This window comes from Pseudomonas sp. No.21, from assembly GCF_054558415.1.
Map to the genome: position 1 here is coordinate 176,810 of NZ_BAAJNO010000005.1, position 17,494 is coordinate 194,303.

17 protein-coding genes are annotated in these 17,494 nt (G+C 67.7%); 8 read left to right on the plus strand and 9 right to left on the minus strand.

Annotation, left to right across the window (positions count from 1 at the left end; genetic code table 11):
• Nucleotides 1-3: 3 nt before the first annotated feature.
• Nucleotides 4-786: a sulfite exporter TauE/SafE family protein gene (locus tag ACYJSS_RS11680; RefSeq protein WP_111263512.1), complete on the minus strand. Its 783-nt coding sequence runs from the start codon at nucleotides 784-786 to the stop codon at nucleotides 4-6.
• Nucleotides 787-904: 118 nt separating this feature from the next.
• Between ACYJSS_RS11680 and ACYJSS_RS11685 the strand changes: the two genes are divergently transcribed.
• On the plus strand, nucleotides 905-1,651 hold the full coding sequence (locus ACYJSS_RS11685; RefSeq protein WP_111263485.1) for an NRDE family protein: 747 nt from the start codon (nucleotides 905-907) through the stop codon (nucleotides 1,649-1,651).
• Here the strand turns inward: ACYJSS_RS11685 and ACYJSS_RS11690 are convergent.
• From ACYJSS_RS11690 to ACYJSS_RS11700, 3 genes are all read right to left on the minus strand, one after another.
• Entirely contained in the window at nucleotides 1,648-2,682 is a 1,035-nt protein-coding gene (locus ACYJSS_RS11690) for a sensor domain-containing diguanylate cyclase (RefSeq protein WP_111263486.1), read from the minus strand. The genes ACYJSS_RS11685 and ACYJSS_RS11690 overlap by 4 nt on opposite strands.
• A gap of 73 nt (nucleotides 2,683-2,755) precedes the next feature.
• Nucleotides 2,756-5,035 (minus strand): phosphoenolpyruvate--protein phosphotransferase, encoded by a 2,280-nt coding sequence (gene ptsP / locus ACYJSS_RS11695; RefSeq protein ID WP_111263487.1) that lies wholly within the window; start codon nucleotides 5,033-5,035, stop codon nucleotides 2,756-2,758.
• Nucleotides 5,036-5,057: 22 nt separating this feature from the next.
• The gene (locus ACYJSS_RS11700) at nucleotides 5,058-5,537 is read right to left on the minus strand and encodes an RNA pyrophosphohydrolase (protein ID WP_111263513.1); all 480 of its coding nucleotides are present in this window, start codon (nucleotides 5,535-5,537) and stop codon (nucleotides 5,058-5,060) included.
• Between the two features lie 144 nt (nucleotides 5,538-5,681).
• Here ACYJSS_RS11700 and ACYJSS_RS11705 point away from each other — a divergent pair, with 144 nt between their 5' ends.
• A complete protein-coding gene (locus ACYJSS_RS11705) occupies nucleotides 5,682-6,335 on the plus strand; it encodes a histidinol-phosphatase (protein WP_111263488.1) in 654 nt (217 codons plus the stop codon).
• 6 nt (nucleotides 6,336-6,341) lie between these two features.
• Here ACYJSS_RS11705 and ACYJSS_RS11710 read toward each other — a convergent pair whose 3' ends face one another.
• The 4 genes from ACYJSS_RS11710 to ilvA are packed head-to-tail and all read right to left on the minus strand — an operon-like array spanning nucleotide 6,342 to nucleotide 10,109.
• Complete coding sequence (locus tag ACYJSS_RS11710) at nucleotides 6,342-6,815, minus strand: DUF2269 family protein (RefSeq protein ID WP_111263489.1); 474 nt, start codon at nucleotides 6,813-6,815, stop codon at nucleotides 6,342-6,344.
• Entirely contained in the window at nucleotides 6,812-8,068 is a 1,257-nt protein-coding gene (locus ACYJSS_RS11715; RefSeq protein WP_111263490.1) for an SDR family oxidoreductase, read from the minus strand. Before ACYJSS_RS11715 ends, ACYJSS_RS11710 begins: the two co-directional genes overlap by 4 nt.
• A gap of 2 nt (nucleotides 8,069-8,070) precedes the next feature.
• Nucleotides 8,071-8,514 carry a DUF2269 family protein gene (locus ACYJSS_RS11720; protein ID WP_158545625.1) on the minus strand — a complete coding sequence of 148 codons (444 nt, stop codon included), beginning with the start codon at nucleotides 8,512-8,514 and terminating at the stop codon, nucleotides 8,071-8,073.
• 50 nt (nucleotides 8,515-8,564) lie between these two features.
• Nucleotides 8,565-10,109, minus strand: a complete 1,545-nt coding sequence (ilvA, locus tag ACYJSS_RS11725; RefSeq protein WP_256604855.1) for a threonine ammonia-lyase, biosynthetic — start codon at nucleotides 10,107-10,109, stop codon at nucleotides 8,565-8,567.
• A gap of 113 nt (nucleotides 10,110-10,222) precedes the next feature.
• Here ilvA and rpiA point away from each other — a divergent pair, with 113 nt between their 5' ends.
• Entirely contained in the window at nucleotides 10,223-10,894 is a 672-nt protein-coding gene (rpiA, locus tag ACYJSS_RS11730) for a ribose-5-phosphate isomerase RpiA (protein ID WP_043245808.1), read from the plus strand.
• Nucleotides 10,895-11,039: 145 nt separating this feature from the next.
• On the plus strand, nucleotides 11,040-12,281 hold the full coding sequence (locus tag ACYJSS_RS11735) for a tetratricopeptide repeat protein (RefSeq protein ID WP_111263493.1): 1,242 nt from the start codon (nucleotides 11,040-11,042) through the stop codon (nucleotides 12,279-12,281).
• 52 nt (nucleotides 12,282-12,333) lie between these two features.
• On the opposite strand, the gene ACYJSS_RS11740 is transcribed toward ACYJSS_RS11735, so the two are convergent.
• A complete protein-coding gene (locus ACYJSS_RS11740) occupies nucleotides 12,334-13,257 on the minus strand; it encodes an SdiA-regulated domain-containing protein (RefSeq protein ID WP_111263494.1) in 924 nt (307 codons plus the stop codon).
• 160 nt (nucleotides 13,258-13,417) lie between these two features.
• Here ACYJSS_RS11740 and ACYJSS_RS11745 point away from each other — a divergent pair, with 160 nt between their 5' ends.
• The 4 genes from ACYJSS_RS11745 to ACYJSS_RS11760 all read left to right on the plus strand — a co-directional run bounded on the left by ACYJSS_RS11745 (nucleotide 13,418) and on the right by ACYJSS_RS11760 (nucleotide 17,489).
• The gene (locus tag ACYJSS_RS11745) at nucleotides 13,418-14,398 is read left to right on the plus strand and encodes an AraC family transcriptional regulator (protein WP_236205513.1); all 981 of its coding nucleotides are present in this window, start codon (nucleotides 13,418-13,420) and stop codon (nucleotides 14,396-14,398) included.
• A gap of 345 nt (nucleotides 14,399-14,743) precedes the next feature.
• The gene (locus tag ACYJSS_RS11750; protein ID WP_111263496.1) at nucleotides 14,744-15,793 is read left to right on the plus strand and encodes an ABC transporter ATP-binding protein; all 1,050 of its coding nucleotides are present in this window, start codon (nucleotides 14,744-14,746) and stop codon (nucleotides 15,791-15,793) included.
• On the plus strand, nucleotides 15,790-16,704 hold the full coding sequence (locus ACYJSS_RS11755; RefSeq protein ID WP_236205514.1) for an ABC transporter permease: 915 nt from the start codon (nucleotides 15,790-15,792) through the stop codon (nucleotides 16,702-16,704). Before ACYJSS_RS11750 ends, ACYJSS_RS11755 begins: the two co-directional genes overlap by 4 nt.
• Nucleotides 16,701-17,489: an ABC transporter permease gene (locus ACYJSS_RS11760; protein WP_111263498.1), complete on the plus strand. Its 789-nt coding sequence runs from the start codon at nucleotides 16,701-16,703 to the stop codon at nucleotides 17,487-17,489. The genes ACYJSS_RS11755 and ACYJSS_RS11760 overlap by 4 nt, the downstream gene beginning before the upstream one ends.
• Nucleotides 17,490-17,494: the final 5 nt, after the last annotated feature.

Below are 17,494 nucleotides of genomic sequence, written 5' to 3' on the forward strand. Positions count from 1 at the left end.
TCCTTAGATCAGAAAACTCAGCCCGACCGAGAGCAGCAGCAGGGCGAACAGGCGCTTGAGCAGACGCGGCGACAGGCGATGGGCCAGGCGCGCGCCGAAGCGGGCGAAGAACATGCTGGTCAGCGCAATGCCGGCCAGCGCGGGGAGATAGACGAAGCCGAGGCTCCACGGCGGCAGGTGCGGCTCGTTCCAGCCCAGCACCATGAACGACAGGGCGCTGGCCAGGGCGATGGGCAGCCCGCAGGCGGAGGAGGTCGCCACCGCCTGCTGCATGGGCACGCTGCGCCAGGTGAGGAAGGGCACGGTCAGCGAGCCACCGCCGATGCCGAAGATCGCCGAGGCCCAGCCGATGAAGACGCCGGCGCCGGTCAGCCCGGGTCTGCCAGGCACCTCGCGGCTGGCCCTGGGCCTCAGGTCCAGGGCCATCTGGATGGAAACCAGGATGGCGAAGCAGCCGATGATCTTCTGCAGCATGGGGCCCTGGATCGCCTTGGCGGTGAGCGAACCCAGCGCGGCGCCGAGGAGGATGCCGAGGGTCATCCAGGCGAAGATGGGCCAGCGCACGGCGCCCTTGCGATGGTGCTCGCGTACGGCGTTGACCGACGTGAAGATGATGGTCGCCAGGGAGGTGCCCACGGCGAGGTGGGTGAGGACGCTGGGGTCGAATCCCTGGGCGGTGAAGCTGAGCACCAGAACCGGCACGATGATCATGCCGCCACCGACGCCGAACAGCCCCGCGAGCACACCGGCGCAGGCGCCGAGTACCAGGTACAGCAGGAATTCCATCGACACCCCCGAGAGCAAAGCGGCATGGTAACGGAAGCCCGCGTCGCGCTCCAATCGGGACGATGGATGTCCTGCAGCGGGCTGCTAGACTCGCCGACAAACAAGGAGACCACTCCAGATGTGCCTGATCGCATTCGCCTGGCGACCGGGTCACCAGACTCCCCTGGTGCTCGCCGCAAACCGTGATGAGTTCTACGCCCGCCCCACCCAGCCACTGGCCGCATGGAAAGACGCGCCGGGGCTGTATGCAGGACGCGACCTCGAAGCCGGGGGGACCTGGCTGGGCCTCGGCCCGGATGGCCGCTTCGCCGCGCTGACCAATATCCGCGACCCGCGCCTGCCCCCGGTGGGCCGTTCCCGTGGCGAGCTGTGCGTGCAGTTCCTCAGCGGCAGGATGGGCCCGGGCGAGTTCCTCGCCGACGCCCAGCGCCGCGCCGGTGACTACGCCGGCTTCAACCTGCTGGTGGGCGATGCCCGCGAGCTGTGCTTCCTCAACCCCCGCAGCGGCGGCCCGAGGAAACTGGCCGCCGGCATCTATGGGCTGTCCAACGCCGACCTGGATACGCCGTGGCCGAAGGTCGAGCGCGCCAAGGCGGCGCTCGCCGAATGCCTGGAGCAGGTCAACACCGACACCCTGCTCAACCTGATGCACGACCCCGAGGCAGCGCCGGACGCGATCCTCCCCGACACCGGCGTGGGCCTGAACACCGAGCGCATGCTTTCACCGGTGTTCATCGCCACCCGCACCTACGGCACCCGCGCCAGCACCGCGCTGATCGTCCATGCCGATGGGCGCCGCGAGCTGGTGGAGCGCAGCTACGGACCCCACGGCGGGCACCTGGGGGATGTGGCGCTTCAGCTCTAGCAGCGCTCGATGCAGTCGCGCCGTTCCTTGGCGCGGTAGAGCCCTTCGTCGAGGCGCCGCAACAGCGCCTCGACGCTCTCCCCCGGCTGCATGCCGGCCACCGCGAAACTGGCCGTGAGCCGCCAGGGCAGCTGCGGGCAGGCTTCCGGCACCCGTGCGTGCAGCCGCTGGGCCAGCAGCAACAGGGCGTCGGGGCCGGTGTCCGGCAACAGCACGATGAATTCCTCGCCGCCCCAGCGGGCCAGGCAATCCTCTTCGCGCAGCACCGCGCCCAGGCAGGCGGTCACCGCCACCAGCACCTGGTCGCCGACGGCATGGCCCAGGCTGTCGTTGACGCGCTTGAAGTGGTCGAGGTCGAACATCAGCAGGCCGGTGGGGTGACCATGGCGCACGAAGCGCTGCCACTCGTGCTCCAGGCAGGCCTGGAACTTGCGACGGTTGAACACCGAGGTGAGCGGATCGGTCTCGGCCAGTTGCACCGCGGCCCTGACCTGGTCCGCGAGCGCACGATTGGCCTCGGCCAGGGCTTCGGTGCGCAGCTCGATCAGGGCCTCGAGATCACGGTTGATGCGCTGCAGCTCCTCGTTGCGCTGCTGCAGCGCCAGCTCGGCACGCTTGCGCTCGTGGATGTTGCGATGGGCGCCGATCATCCGCGTCGGCCGGCCCTGGTCGTCGAACTCGACGAAACGGCCGTGATCGCTTATCCACAGGTAGCTGCCGTCCTGGCAGAGGCAACGGTACTCCTCGGCGTATTCGGCGCGGTGGCCATCGAGGTAGGCCTGGAAGCCCCGCATCACGCCATCGAAGTCATCGGGATGGATCACGCTCTTCCAGGTGTCCACGTCCTCCGGCAGGCCGTCGCGGGGGAAGCCGAGCATGGCGTACCAGCCGGGGCTGCGGTGCACATGGTGGGTGATCATGTTCCAGTCCCAGATGCCGTCGCTGACGATATCCAGGGCGTGGCGAAGGGTCCGCTCTATTTCTTCGCGGGTCGTGCCGTAGGGATGTTCTTCGGATGCAAGCTCGTCCATAAGCCACCTTTCCGGCGATGCCAGCGCAGGCCCATGGCATCTGGTTGGGCTGGACGCGACCGCCGGCGGGGGCTCAGGCCTGGATGGTCGCGGCCGGGTTGATCACGCGGCCCAGGCCCAGGTTGCGCAGGGCCAGGTGCAGGGAACTATGGATGACCTGCGGGTTGTCGATGCCCATCAGCTGGTCGAGGAGCTCGCGCGCCTTGCTCAGGCTGACCTGGCGCAGCAGCCACTTCACCTTGGGCAGGTTGGTGGCGTTCATCGACAGGCTGTCGAAGCCCATGGCCAGCAACAGGACGGCGGCGGCGGGATCACCGGCCATCTCGCCGCAGATGCTCACCGGCTTGCCTTCGGTGTGAGCGTCGTTGACCACCTTGACCAGCGCCTGCAGCACCGCCGGGTGGAGGTAGTCATAGAGGTCGGCGACGCGCGGGTTGTTGCGATCCACGGCCAGCAGGTACTGGGTCAGGTCGTTGGAGCCGACCGAGAGGAAGTCGACCTGGCGCGCCAGCTCGCGGGTCTGGTACACGGCGGCGGGGATCTCGATCATCACGCCGACCGGCGGCATGGGGATGTCGACGCCCTCGTCGCGCACCTCGCCCCAGGCGCGGTGGATCAGGTGCAGGGATTCTTCAAGCTCCTGCACGCCGGAGATCATCGGCAGCAGGATGCGCAGGTTGTTCAGGCCTTCGCTGGCCTTGAGCATGGCGCGCACCTGCACCAGGAAGATTTCCGGGTGGTCGAGGGTGACGCGGATGCCGCGCCAGCCCAGGAAGGGGTTGCTTTCCTTGATCGGGAAGTAGGAGAGCGCCTTGTCGCCACCGATGTCCAGGGTGCGCATGGTCACCGGCAGCGGGTGGAAGGCGGCGAGCTGCTCGCGGTAGATGGCGAGCTGCTCCTTCTCGCTGGGGAAGCGCTCGTTGATCATGAACGGCACTTCGGTGCGGTACAGGCCGACGCCTTCGGCGCCGCGCTCCTGGGCACGGGTCACGTCGGCCAGCAGGCCGGTGTTCACCCACAGCGGCATGCGGTGGCCGTCGAGGGTCTCGCACGGCAGGCTGCGCAGGGCGTCGAGGCCCTTGACCAGCTGGCGCTCCTCCTCGACCACTTCGCTGTACTGCTTGCGCAGCTCGGCGGAGGGGTTGGTGAAGACTTCGCCGTGGTAGCCGTCGACGATCAGCTCGATGCCATCGACCTTCGAGTAAGGCAGGTCGACCACGCCCATGACCGTGGGAATACCCATGGCGCGGGCGAGGATGGCGACGTGGGAGTTGCCGGAGCCGAGCACGGAGATCAGGCCCACCAGCTTGCCTTCGGGCACTTCGCCCAGCATGGCCGGGGACAGCTCCTCGCTGACCAGGATGGTGTTGTCCTGGTACACCAGGTTCTGCTTGCGTTCTTCCTGCAGGTAGGCGAGCAGGCGGCGACCGAGGTCCTTGACGTCGGAGGCGCGCTCGCGCAGGTAGGCGTCGTCCATCAGCTCGAAGCGCTTGACGTGCTCCATCACCACCTGGCGCAGGGCACCCTGGGCCCACTGGCCGGAGCGGATGACCTTCTTCACTTCCAGGCCGATGGAAGCGTCGTCGAGCATCATCAGGTAGACGTCGAACAGCGCCCGCTCCTCGGGGCGCAGCTGGGTGGCCAGCTTGCTCGACAGGCGACGCATGTCCTCGCGCACCGACTCCAGGGCCTGCTTGAAGCGCTCGACCTCGGCCTCGATGTCATCGACGGCGCGGTCGGGCACCACTTCCAGGTCGGCCGGCGGCAGCACCACCACGGCAGTGCCCACGGCAGCGCCCGGCGCGCCCGGCACACCGACGAACTTGGCTTCCTGGATGCCCTTGCCCTGGCGGCCCAGGCCACGGATCGAGCCGGTGGCCTCGGCATGGGCGATGACGCCCGCGAGCTGGGCGCTCATGGTGACGAGGAAGGCTTCCTCGCCCTCGTCGAACTGGCGGCGCTCCTTCTGCTGCACGACCAGTACGCCCATCACCCGCCGGTGGTGGATGATCGGCGCGCCGAGGAAGGAGGCATAGCGTTCCTCGCCGGTCTCGGCGAAGTAGCGGTAGCGGGGGTGGTCGGCGGCGTGCTCGAGGTTGAGCGGCTCCTCGCGGGTGCCGACCAGGCCGACCAGGCCCTCGTTGGGGGCCATGCTGACCTTGCCGATGGAGCGCTTGTTCAGGCCCTCGGTGGCCATCAGCACGAAACGGTTGGATTCGGGGTCCAGCAGGTAGACGGAACAGACCTGGCTACCCATGGCCTCCTTGACCCGCAGCACGATGATCGCCAACGCCGCCTTCAGATCCTTGGCGGCGTTCACTTCCTGGACGATCTTGCGCAGCGTATTGAGCATGGCCTTGTAGCCTTTCTCCGGGTCAGTCTTGCGCCAGCAGGCGCGGGGCTAATTCCTTGAGGGCACGGCGGTAGACTTCTCGCTTGAAGGTCACGACCTGCCCCAGCGGATACCAGTAGCTGACCCAACGCCAGCCATCGAACTCGGGTTTGCCGGTCAGGTCCATGCGTACCCGGTTCTCATCCGACTGCAGGCGCAGCAGGAACCATTTCTGTTTCTGCCCGATGCACAGGGGTTGGCTGTGGGTCCGCACCAGACGCTGCGGCAGACGATAGCGCAACCAGCCCCGGGTGCATGCAAGTATTTTCACATCCCGCTCCTCGAGCCCGACTTCCTCGTTCAGCTCGCGGAACAGCGCCTCTTCCGGCGTCTCGCGGGGGTTGATGCCGCCCTGGGGGAACTGCCAGGCATCCTGGTTGATACGCCGAGCCCAAAGCACCTGCCCGGCATCATTGGCGAGAATGATGCCGACATTGGGGCGGAAACCATCGGGATCGATCACGACGAACAACCTCGCATACGCATGTTCCGGCATTGTTCCACAAAGCCCGTAAACGCGGCAATGCGGGCTTTTCGCGCAATGGGCAGGCCGGGGAAAAGTGGTTATTCTGGCCGCCCTCCGTAGTTTCGATCCAAGGTAATTGACGTGCGCCTGGCCCTTTTCGATCTCGACAACACCCTCCTCGGCGGCGACAGCGACCACGCCTGGGGCGACTACCTGTGCGAACGCGGCATCCTCGACGGCGATGCCTACAAGTCCCGCAACGACGCGTTCTACCAGGACTACCTGGCCGGCCGCCTGAACATCACCGACTACCTGAACTTCAGCCTGGAGATCCTCGGCCGCACCGAGATGGCCCAGCTGGAGCAGTGGCACCGCGAGTTCATGCGTGACTGCGTCGAGCCGATCATCCTGGCCAAGGGCGAGGCATTGCTGGCCGAGCACCGTGCGGCAGGCGACAAGCTGGTGATCATCACCGCCACCAATCGCTTCGTCACCGGCCCCATCGCCGCGCGCCTGGGGGTGGAGACCCTGCTGGCCACCGAATGCGAGATGGCGGACGGCCGCTACACCGGGCGCACCACCGACGTGCCCTGCTTCCGCGAAGGCAAGGTGACCCGCCTCGAGCGCTGGCTCGCCGAGACCGGCCTGAGCCTGGAAGGCGCCAGCTTCTACAGCGACTCGCTCAACGACCTGCCGCTGCTAGAGCGGGTGACCCGCCCGGTGGCGGTCGACCCCGACCCCAAGCTGCGCGCCGAGGCCGAGCGTCGCGGCTGGCCGGTGATTTCCCTGCGCTGAGCCGCCTCAGAACGAGAGCGGCTTGATCACCATCAGGAAGAAGATGCCGACGAAGGCGATGAAGGCCGGCCAGCCCAGGGCGAACCAGACCTTCATATAAAGGTGGGCCCTGGCCGGCAGCTCCTGGCCCCCGGCCAGCGCATCGCGCGCCATGTCGCGCACGCGGATCTGCAGCCACACCACCGGCAGCCAGCAGAGCCCGGCGAACACGTACAACCCCACGCTCCACAGCAGCCACACCTGGTTCAGCGGCCAGCCCGCCAGCTTGGCCAGGGCCAGGCCGCTCAGCGGCTGGAACACCGCAGTGGTCGCGATGAACAGCCAGTCGGCGGTGACCAGGTGGCGGAAGGTCACGGCGATCACTTCCAGCCGCTGGCTGCGCCAGGCGCGCAGGGCGTAGTAGGCCGAGCCCAGCCCGGTGCCGAACAGCAGGGTCGAGGACATGATGTGCAGGGTCTTCAGCAGCAGGTACAGGCTCATCCGGTTTTCCGTTGCGAGGGCTCCAGCCACAGCACCCAGAGGGTGGCGACCATGAGCACGAGGTTCTTGCCGACCGCAGCATAAGGGTCGGCCCAGTAGTGCGGAAGCAGCAGGCTGATCAGCGCCGTATAGGCCAGCATCAGGCCGAGCTGCGCGAGCAGCGCGTGGCGGCGCCAGCGACGCAGCAGCATGCCGATGCCCAGCAGCCCATCCAGCAGCGCGCCCCCGACCACTGCCAGCTTGGCCAGCAGGCCGTGCACGCCCATTTCCGCCATGATCCTCAGCCCCCAGTCGAAACCGGGGCCGAGGCAGACCAGCGCGGTGCCCAGCCAGATCAAGGCCAGGACGATGATCATCGAGGGGTGCAGCCAGCCGTTCACGGCACGGGCCTTCTGCGGCCAGGTCGAATCCAGGCGCTGGTCGAGCCGCGCCGGGCGATAGCCGCCGAGCCGCTCCAGCGGCGCGGCGTCGCCCAGGTTGTCCCGCTGTGCCAGCTCCAGCAATTGCGGATCGAGCAGGTGCAGGCGCGCGGCGACGCCCGCCAGCGCTCCCGGTAGCTGGAGGTAGCGCGCCGGGCCCCAGCCCAGGCCCGCGCGCAGGCGGTCGAGCAACTCGCCCTGGGTCAGCGCCTCGGGCCCGACCAGCTCCAGCACCTGCGGCTGTTCCGGCCAGCGCCGCAGCAACGCCAGCACCGCACCGACCAGGTCGTCCACATGCAGCGGCATGCTTCGCGCGCGAGTGTCCAGCAGGGGCGCCAGCGGCAGGGGCGCGAGTCGCTCCAACCAGGCGCTGCTGGCCCCGCCTTCGCCCAGCACCAGGGAGGGTCGCAGCACCACGGCGGGACTGCCCAGGGCCAGCAGGTGAGCGTCCGCCCGTGCCTTGCTGGCGAGGAAGGGCACCTCGCAATCCCCGGCCCCGAGGGCGGAAAGCTGCAGCACCGCCGCGCCATGACGGGCGGCAAGATCGAACAGGGCGCAGGCGCCGTCGGCCTGAATACGGGTTTGGCGCGCCAGGTCGCGGTCCAGCGCGCCGGCAGCGTTGATCACCAGGTCGATGCCATCGGGCCAGGGAAAGTGCTCGGGGTTCTCGGCCAGATGCTCCAGGTCCAGCGGCTGCCAGACGACGCCGGGCCACTGCGGCCCAGTGCCCGAGCGGGAGGTGGCGACCAGGCTGTGGCCGTCGGCAGACAGGGCTCGCAGAAGATGACGACCGATGAAGCCGCTGGCACCGACCAGCAGGATGCGCCTGGCCAAGCTCAGGCCGGCTTGGCCAGGGTCAGCACGAGGATCGCCAGCAGCAACAGGAAGCCGGCCGCGCCGTAACCCAGGCTGAAGCCGAGGAAACGGCTGCGCGGGGCGGCACTCGGCGCGTCACCGGCGTGCAGCACCAGCAGGCGCCGGGTGAAGGCCAGCCAGGCGATGCCGGCCAGCAGGTAGAGGATGGAGCTGCCCAGCACCCAGGTCAGGCCGAAGGGAATCTCGGCCAGGGCCAGCAGCCACCAGCCGGTGATCGGCAGGGCCACGCCCAGGGCCAGCAACGCCGGTACGCCGAACAGCACGGACTGGCGCAGGTTCGGTGCCCAGCCCCCCAGGCCGCCGTGCCAAGCTCGCAGCACGCCCCACAGCAGGCCGCCGGCGACGGCGAACAGCAGGAAGGTCAGCACGCCGTGCAGTATCTGCAGCATCAGGTAGTCATCCATTGTCATTCACTCCATCCGGGCGACGAGCAAAGTGTAGATGGCCGCCGCCCTCAGCCGAGGAACAGCCGGTAGGCCGGGTTGTCGCTCTCGTCCCAATAGGGGTAGCCGATCTCTTCCAGCGCCGCGGGAATCAGGTGGCGCTCGTCCGCCGGCACCTGCAGCCCGGCCACCACGCGGCCGTCGGCGGCGCCGTGGTTGCGGTAGTGGAACAGGGTGATGTTCCAGCGCCCGCCCAGCTTGTTGAGGAAGTTGAACAGCGCGCCGGGACGCTCGGGGAATTCGAAGCGGAAGACCGACTCGTCCTCCACCCGCGCCGCATGGCCGCCGACCATGTGGCGGATGTGCAGCTTGGCCAGTTCGTTGTCGGTCAGGTCCAGCACCGGGAAGCCCTGGTCACGCAGGCTCTGCACCAGCACCTCGCGCGGGTCGTTCTCCGGGTGGGTCTGCACGCCGACGAAGATGTGCGCCTCGGCCTCGGTGTTGTAGCGGTAGTTGAACTCGGTGATCTGGCGCTTGCCGATGGCCTCGCAGAAGGCCTTGAAGCTGCCCGGGCGCTCGGGGATGGTCACGGCGATGATCGCCTCGCGCTTCTCGCCCAGTTCGGCGCGCTCGGCCACGTGGCGCAGGCGGTCGAAGTTGATGTTGGCGCCCGAGTCGATGGCCACCAGGGTCTGCCCCGTGCCGCCTTCGCGCTCCACGTACTTCTTGATCCCGGCCACGGCCAGGGCGCCGGCCGGCTCGGTGATGGAGCGGGTGTCGTCGTAGATGTCCTTGATCGCCGCGCAGATCTCGTCGGTGCTGACGGTGATCACCTCGTCCACGTGCTCGCGGCAGATCTCGAAGGTGTGCTGGCCGATCTGCGCCACGGCCACGCCATCGGCGAACAGCCCGACCTGGCCCAGCACCACGCGTTCGCCGGCAGCCATGGCGGCCTGCAGGCAGTTGGAGTCGTCCGGCTCGACGCCGATCACCTTCACCTCGGGGCGCAGGTACTTCACGTAGGCGGCGATGCCGGCGATCAGGCCGCCGCCGCCCACCGGCACGAAGATGGCATCCAGGCGGCCGGGGTGCTGGCGAAGGATCTCCATCGCCACGGTGCCCTGCCCGGCGATCACGTGCGGGTCGTCGTAGGGGTGGATGTAGACGTAGCCCTTCTCGTCCACCAGCTTCAGCGAATAGGCCAGCGCCTCGGGGAAGGCATCGCCGTGCAGCACCACCTTGCCGCCCCGGGCACGCACGCCCTGGACCTTGAGCTCGGGGGTGGTGCGCGGCATCACGATGGTCGCCTTGATGCCCAGCTCGCGGGCCGCCAGGGCCAGGCCCTGGGCGTGGTTGCCGGCCGAGGCGGTGACCACGCCACGGGCCAGCTCCTCGGCGCTGAGCTGCGCCAGTTTGTTGTAGGCGCCGCGAATCTTGAAGGAGAACACCGGCTGCAGGTCCTCGCGCTTGAGCAGCACCTGGTTGCCGAGGCGTTCGGACAGGCGCAGCGCGGGTTGCAGGGGGGTTTCCACCGCCACGTCATAAACGCGCGAGGTGAGGGTCTTCTTCACGTAGTCTTCGAGCATCACGGCTTCACTGGCGGGGCATGCGGGGATGGGCGAGTCTACCCCAGGGCTTCGTCGCCCGACCACAGAGAATGCGGGGTTTTGCCGCGCCGACCGGCTATAATCCGCGCCCTCGCATTCCCTTCACAACGTGGACCACCAGCATGACCCAGGACCAGCTCAAGCAGGCAGTCGCCCAGGCCGCAGTCGACCATATCCTCCCGCTGCTCGACAGCAAGAGCGTCGTCGGCGTCGGCACCGGATCGACCGCCAACTTCTTCATCGACGCCCTGGCTCAGCACAAGATGGCCTTCGACGGCGCGGTCGCCAGCTCCGAAGCCACCGCCCAGCGCCTGAAGGGCCACGGCATCCCGGTCTACGACCTGAACGCCGTGGACGCCCTGGAGTTCTACGTGGACGGCGCCGACGAGAGCGACGCGCACCTGAACCTGATCAAGGGCGGCGGCGCCGCCCTGACCCGCGAGAAGATCGTCGCCGCCGTGGCGCGCACCTTCATCTGCATCGCCGACGGCAGCAAGCTGGTGCCGGTGCTCGGCGCCTTCCCCCTGCCGGTGGAAGTCATCCCCATGGCCCGCAGCCACGTGGCACGCCAGCTGGTGAAGCTGGGCGGCGATCCGGTCTACCGCGAAGGCGTGGTCACCGATAACGGCAACATCATCCTCGATGTGTACAACCTCTCGATCACCGACCCGGTGACCCTGGAAGCGCAGATCAACGCCATCGTCGGCGTGGTCACCAACGGCCTCTTCGCCGCCCGCCCCGCCGACCTGCTGCTGCTTGGCACAGCCGAAGGCGTGAAGACGCTGAAGGCGTAAGAAACCGAGCCCGGCATGCAATGTGCCGGGCTCCTGTCATGCGACAACCCACCGCTCCCCGGCATTTCAGCATCAAAATGCCATCAGGCATTCGCCTCTGGTAGGCTCTGCGCCGCGAAATACCCTCCCCCCATCAAGGAATGCCATGAAGAAGGAAGCCTTCATCACGCTGTCGCTGTGCCTGCTGCTCAGTGGCTGCTTCGAAACCCCTGTCGAGAAGACCGACAAGGCCATCGGCCTGTACCGCCCCGAGACCACCGCACCGCAGCAGATGCAGGAAGCCCACGAGCTGCTGCAAAGCGCTGCCGAGGAAAAGGAGCCCCGCGCCCAGTACATGCTGGCCAAGATGTACGAACGCGGCGACGGCGTCGCACAGGATTTCAACAAGGCCTTCGAGCTCTACACCCAGTCGTCCCTCAACGGCAACGGTGATGCCTCCTACATGCTGAGCCGTTACCTGGAAGACGAGCAGTTCGGCCAGAAGGTCGACCTGCAGCAGTCGAAGGGCTTCCTGGAGAAAGGCGCCGCCCAAGGCTCCTACACCGCCAAGCTGCTGCTGGGCCTGGCCCTGCTCAACGGCAACGCGCCCTTCCAGCAGGACCTCGACAAGGCGGAGAGCCTGCTGCAGGAAGTCGCCGAGAAAGCCACCGTCGAGGGCCATCGCCTGCATGCCCAGCAGGGCCTGGCCACCCTGTATGGCGACGCCACCCTGGGCAAGCTCGACCAGGAAAAGGTCGTGAAAGCCTACGAATACCTGGCGCAGCACGGCCCTTCCGGCTACCCGTCGGTGCTGATGGGGCTGTTCGACGGCCACATCCCCACACTGGAGGATCCGGCCCGGCGCAAGGCGGTCTACGAGCAATACGGCCAGAGCAACGCCCAGGTGAAGATGCTTTATCTCGCCGGGGCCTTTGGCGAGGGTGAGGGTGCGCTCATCAGCGAGGCGGACTACCGCAAGCTGCTCGCCGACGCGTCCGCCAAGGGCGATCGCCTGGCATCGAGCCTGGGTTGCCGCATCTTCGCGCCGGGCCTGATACGCGCCAATGGCGCCGGCGATCCTGCCCAGGCCCAGCAAGTGCTCGCCTGGTGCGACGCCGAGGCCCGGAAGGGCGAACCGTTCGGCCAGAGCACTGTCGCCGCGCTCAACCTGCTCAAGGGTGAGTACAAGCAGGCGTTCATCTGGGCGACCATCGCCCTGGTGGAAGGTAACCGTGACGGCACTCTGGTAATCACGCGGCTCGCAGGGGCCGGGTTCAACCCCCCGGAAGCCGAGGTGAACGACCTGCTGCGGGAAGCAAAAGCCCTGCGCACCGACATCAAGGCCGCCCAGGCCAACTACCGCGACAAGACCCTCAGCCTGCCCCAGGTAGAGCGTCCCTGGTATTGATTCCAGGCCACGGGGCGCGTCGCTTGCGAAGCGCCTCGTGGAACATCGAGCGTCACTCCCCCGCCGGCTTGCTGAACCTGTAGAACAGGTTCGGCTCGCTGACCAGGTACAGGTTCCCTTCGTTATCCATCGCCACGCCCTCCGCCTGCGGCACGCCGCGGGTCAGGCCGTGCATGCCGCGCAGCAGCGACAGGCTGCTGATGGGCTTGCCGTCGGCGTTGATCTCCAGCACCAGCCGCGATTCATCGGACAGCGCCAGCAGGTGGCCGCTGAGGTCGTCGTATTGCAGGCTGGAAAGGTCGCGGACGAAGAGCCCGGCGTCGCGCTTGGGGTCGTCCACCACGTGCACCGCGAAGGGTTTGTCCGGGTTGGTGTGGGGGAAGCCATGGACCTCGTAGATGCGCACCGGGTCGCGCTCCTTGGCCACGAACAGGCGCTGCCCGGCGGGGTCGTAGGCCAGGCCCTCGAAGCCCTTGTTGCCGTTGAGGCCGATGCCCAGGGAGAGCTGCTGCGACTCGCTGGCGTCCAGGCGGGTGGTGTCCTCGTCCAGGCGCACCTTGACCAGGCGTTGCAGGCGCTCGTCGGTGATGACGTAGACGCCCTTGCTGATGTACTCGATGGCCTCCGGATCGCCGAAGCCCTCCAGGTCGATGCGCCGGATGATGTGGCCGTCCAGGGACAGCTCGATGATCTGCGGGCGCTGGTTGGTGACCGTCAGCAGGCTATGGCGGTCCGGGTCGTAGGTAAGCGCGGAGACATCGTCGTCCAGCCCCTCGATGGGCTGCGCCTCGATGGTCACCCGGTAGTCCGGCAGCCAGATCGAGCGCTCGCGCCACTCCGAAGCGTGGCGCCATTCTTGCACGATGAACCAGCCGCGCTCGAACAGGCGAAACTCCTGGGCGGCGATGCCGAGCACCAGCAACACACAGAACAACAGGCCGGAAACCAGCCAACGGGGAGTCAGGAAGGATCGCATCGGGACAAACTCTAGGGTTCAGGGGCGCGCCGAGGATACAAGAGTGCGCCATTGTGATGCCTGAACCGAAACTTAATGCACAGGCCCATGCACCCTCCCGGCACCCCACCGTTACCAAAGGGGACGAAACATGGCGGCGCCATTGCTACCCGAACGGGTCATGACCACCCTGCACACCATCGCCCTGGCGGTGGAGACCCTCGCCGAGGAAGTGCCGCGCCCGCGCCTGCTCGAAGGCAGCGGCGTCGCCTGCAGCGACCTCGACACCCCCGACAAGCTGATCACCCACGCCCAGGAGTTGCGGGTCTTCGCCAACGCCCTGAGCAGCACGCGCGACCCGGCGCTGGGCCTTTCCCTAGGCCTGCGCATGCACGTCTCGGCCTACGGCATCCTCGGCTACACCATGCTCGCCAGCCGCACCCTGCGCGATGCACTGAACATCGCCCTGGCCAACGCCTCGCTGCTGGGCAGCTACTTCACCCTGACCCTGGAGGAAGACGGCACCGAGGCCCGCCTGGTCGCCACCGGCTACCGCTATGCGCCGGAGCTCATGGTGTTCAACAGCGAGCTGTGCCTGACCTCGCTGCTCACGGTGATCCAGGACCTGCTGGGCGAAGCCGTGCGCCCGCGCCGGGTGCGCCTGCCCTACCGCCCGCCGCTGCATGCGGCCGCCTACACGGAGAAGCTCGGCTGCCCGGTGGACTTCGGCGATTCGCGCACAGCACTTTGCTTCAACGCCGCGCTGCTCGACCGCACCCTGCCCCTGGCCGACCCGGTGACCTGCCACCACGGCCTGCAGCAGTGCCAGAAGCTCGACGCCCAGCTCACCAGCCGCCACGACGTGCTCGACCAGATCCGCGAGCACCTGGCCGGCCACCTCAGCGAAGCCAGCAACCTGGACCGCGTCGCCCGCAGCCTGCACCGCTCCGAACGCACCCTGCGCCGCCACCTGCAGCGCCTCAACACCAGCTACCAGCGGCTGCTGGATGAAGTGCGCTACGACAAGGCACGCCAGCTGCTGTTGCAGACCGACCTGCCGATCTACCTGATCGCCGAGCAGCTCGGCTACGCCGAGACCGCCAGCTTCCGCCACGCCTTCCAGCGCTGGAGCGGCCAGCCGCCGAGCCAGTACCGGCGCTGATCCGGCGCCGCATTCGCCGGCGCCACCCACTCCGGGCATTCCCGGGCCGAAGCCCGGGCTACGTCTCCTGTCGGTGCGATCCGGCGGATACCCGCGCTTGCGGAAACGCCTGCCGCGGGGTGCCTCCGCCCGTCGTCATCCCCGCGAACGCAGGGCCCCACCCAAAAAGTCCGAGCCTCGATCCTTCCCACTGGCACCCGCCAGCAAATTGTCCGAAATTATCCCCTTTTGACCGTTTCTATCGTTCTGCGCCCCGCACGCCGCTGACAGAATCAAAGGCGCCAGGGGCCTTTGCGTCATGCGAAAAAGCCCAATAAGAACAATCCCTTAGAGCTTGCGATAAGCATGTCCAGTGCGATCAGCATCGACCGTGTCTGCATGGAGTTCGGCGATCCGGGGCAGGGCGTCCGCGCCCTGGACGAGGTTTCCCTGGAGATCCGCGCCAACGAGTTCTTCACCCTCCTCGGCCCTTCCGGCTGCGGCAAGACCACCCTCCTGCGCCTGATCGCGGGGTTCGAACAGCCCAGCGCCGGTGCCATCCGCCTCTATGGCGAGGAGATGCAGGGCTTGCCGCCCTTCCGCCGACCGGTCAACACCGTATTCCAGAGCTACGCACTGTTCCCGCACATGACGGTGGCGCAGAACATCGGCTTCGGCCTGGAGATGCAGGGCCGCCCCAAGGCCGAGATCGAAGCCACGGTGCAGCGCATGCTGGAGCTGGTGAAGCTGCCGGACGTCGGCCGGCGCCGCGCCGACCAGCTCTCCGGCGGCCAGCAACAGCGCATCGCCCTGGCCCGCGCCCTGGCCAGCCGGCCCAAGGTGCTGCTGCTGGACGAGTCCCTCTCGGCGCTGGACCAGAAGCTGCGCAAGGACATGCAGATCGAGCTCAAGCGCCTGCAGCACGAGACCGGCATCACCTTCATCTTCGTCACCCACGACCAGGAAGAAGCCCTGACCATGTCCGACCGCATCGCGGTGATGCACAAGGGGCGCATCCTCCAGGTCGGCAGCCCGACCGAGATCTACGAAGCGCCGGTGGACCGCACCGTGGCCGACTTCATCGGCGAGACCAACTTCCTCGATGCCGAGGCGCTGGACACCGGCGTGCGCCTGGCCGACGGGCAGGTGCTCGATGCCCCCGGCGAGCGCCGTGGCCCGGTGACCCTGGCCATCCGCCCGGAGCGCATCGCCATCGACCCGGACGGCAACCTCGAAGGGGAGGTGGAGACGGTGGTCTACGTCGGCACCGACACCCTCTACCTGCTGCGCGTGGCCGGGCAGAGCGGCTTCCGCGTGCGCCGGCAGAACCGCGACGGCGCCGGGGGCTGCCTGGAGGCCGGCACCCGCGTGCGCCTGCAGGTGCCCGCCAGCGCGGTGCGGGTGCTGCCGCGATGAGCAGCCTGCGCGCCCAGGCCGAGGCCCGCCAGCTGCGCCGGCGCCTGCTGCTGGCCGCGCCGGCCATGTTCACCCTGGGCCTGTTCCTGCTGTTGCCCCTGGGCATCATGCTGCTGGTGTCACTGCTGCAACCGGGCGACTACGGCGGCGTGAAGTGGGGCGAGTACTCGCTGGAGGCCTACGTCAACTTCCTCTACGAGCGGGACCTGGACGACAGCCAGGTGTTCAACACCGACTACCTGCAGATCTTCCAGCGCTCGTTCTGGCTGTCGGTGATGACCACCGCCGGCTGCCTGCTGATCGGCTTCCCCACCGCGCTCTACCTGGCGCTGCAGAACGAGCGCAAGCGCAACCTGCTGCTGTTCCTGGTCACGGTGCCGTTCTGGACCAACCTGCTGGTGCGGGTCTACGCCTGGATCCTGCTACTGCGCAACGGCGGGCTGGTGGACAGCTCCCTGCACGGGCTGGGGCTCTCCGACAAGGCGCTGGGCATCCTCTATACCGACGGCGCGGTGATCATCGGCCTGCTCTATACCTTCCTGCCGTTCATGGTGCTGCCCATCTACACCAGCCTGGAGAAACTCGACTGGCGCCTGGTGGAGGCGGCCTTCGACCTGGGCGCCAACCGCTTCCAGGCCCTGAAGCGGATCATCCTGCCGCTGGCGATGCCGGGGGTGATGGCCGGGGTGATCCTGGTGTTCATCCCCTCGCTCGGCAACTACATCATTCCCGAGCTGCTGGGGGGCGGTAAGTCGCTGATGATCGGCAACCTCATCCAGCTGCAGTTCGGCGCCTCGCACAACTGGCCGCTGGGCGCGGCGCTGTCCTTCGCCCTGCTCGGCTTCGTGCTGCTGGCGATGCTGCTCTACAGCCTGCGCTTCAAGCCGGGCACCGCCGGAGGCCACCCATGAACCTGCAAGGCCCGCTCTGGCGCTTCACCGGCGTGCGCCCCACTGCCTGGCTGTTCTTCGCCTTCCTCTACGTGCCGATCCTGGTGCTGGTGGCGCTGAGCTTCAACGGCGGCCAGTCGGCGACCATCTGGGAGAGCTTCAGCCTCAAGTGGTACGCGGTGGTGGCCAACGACCCGGAGATCGTCCGCGCGGCGAAGAACTCGCTGCTGGTGGCCACTTTCGCCACCCTGATCGCCACCACCCTGGCCACCCTCGCGGCCCTGGGCATGCGCGGCCGCGCCTTCCGTGGGCAGACCGCCATGAGCGGCGTGCTCGGCCTGCCGCTGCTGGTGCCGGAGATCGTCACCGCCGTGGCGACGCTGATGTTCTTCGCCTTCGTCGGCCTGAAGCTTTCGCTGTTCACCATCCTAATCGCCCACGTGGTGTTCTGCATCCCCTTCGCCTACCTGCCGATCCGCGCACGGCTGGAGGGCATGGACCCGCGCCTGGCCGAAGCCGCCGCCGATCTCTACGCCTCGCCCTGGAAGGCCTTCTGGAAGATCACCTTCCCGCTGCTGACGCCCGGCATCCTTTCGGGGGCGATGCTCGCCTTCATCATCTCCATGGACGATTTCGTCATCACCTACTTCGTCGCCGGGGCCGGGGCCACCACCCTGCCGGTGTACATCTTCAGCTCCATCAGGATGGGCATATCGCCGAAGATAAACGCGATTTCCTCGATCATCCTGGTGATTTCCATAGCGTTCGTTGCGTTGTCCTACTACATCGGCCAGCGCAAGCGCTGAGCCCA

Coding starts and splice junctions, on each gene's coding strand:
- ACYJSS_RS11750 (WP_111263496.1), top strand. CDS start 14,744: ATGTCCAGTGCGATCAGCATCGACCGTGTCTGCATGGAGTTCGGCGAT.
- ACYJSS_RS11740 (WP_111263494.1), bottom strand. CDS start 13,257: ATGCGATCCTTCCTGACTCCCCGTTGGCTGGTTTCCGGCCTGTTGTTC.
- ACYJSS_RS11760 (WP_111263498.1), top strand. CDS start 16,701: ATGAACCTGCAAGGCCCGCTCTGGCGCTTCACCGGCGTGCGCCCCACT.
- ACYJSS_RS11755 (WP_236205514.1), top strand. CDS start 15,790: ATGAGCAGCCTGCGCGCCCAGGCCGAGGCCCGCCAGCTGCGCCGGCGC.
- rpiA (WP_043245808.1), top strand. CDS start 10,223: ATGACCCAGGACCAGCTCAAGCAGGCAGTCGCCCAGGCCGCAGTCGAC.
- ACYJSS_RS11680 (WP_111263512.1), bottom strand. CDS start 786: ATGGAATTCCTGCTGTACCTGGTACTCGGCGCCTGCGCCGGTGTGCTC.
- ptsP (WP_111263487.1), bottom strand. CDS start 5,035: ATGCTCAATACGCTGCGCAAGATCGTCCAGGAAGTGAACGCCGCCAAG.
- ACYJSS_RS11720 (WP_158545625.1), bottom strand. CDS start 8,514: ATGGATGACTACCTGATGCTGCAGATACTGCACGGCGTGCTGACCTTC.
- ACYJSS_RS11685 (WP_111263485.1), top strand. CDS start 905: ATGTGCCTGATCGCATTCGCCTGGCGACCGGGTCACCAGACTCCCCTG.
- ACYJSS_RS11690 (WP_111263486.1), bottom strand. CDS start 2,682: ATGGACGAGCTTGCATCCGAAGAACATCCCTACGGCACGACCCGCGAA.
- ACYJSS_RS11745 (WP_236205513.1), top strand. CDS start 13,418: ATGACCACCCTGCACACCATCGCCCTGGCGGTGGAGACCCTCGCCGAG.
- ACYJSS_RS11710 (WP_111263489.1), bottom strand. CDS start 6,815: ATGAGCCTGTACCTGCTGCTGAAGACCCTGCACATCATGTCCTCGACC.
- ACYJSS_RS11735 (WP_111263493.1), top strand. CDS start 11,040: ATGAAGAAGGAAGCCTTCATCACGCTGTCGCTGTGCCTGCTGCTCAGT.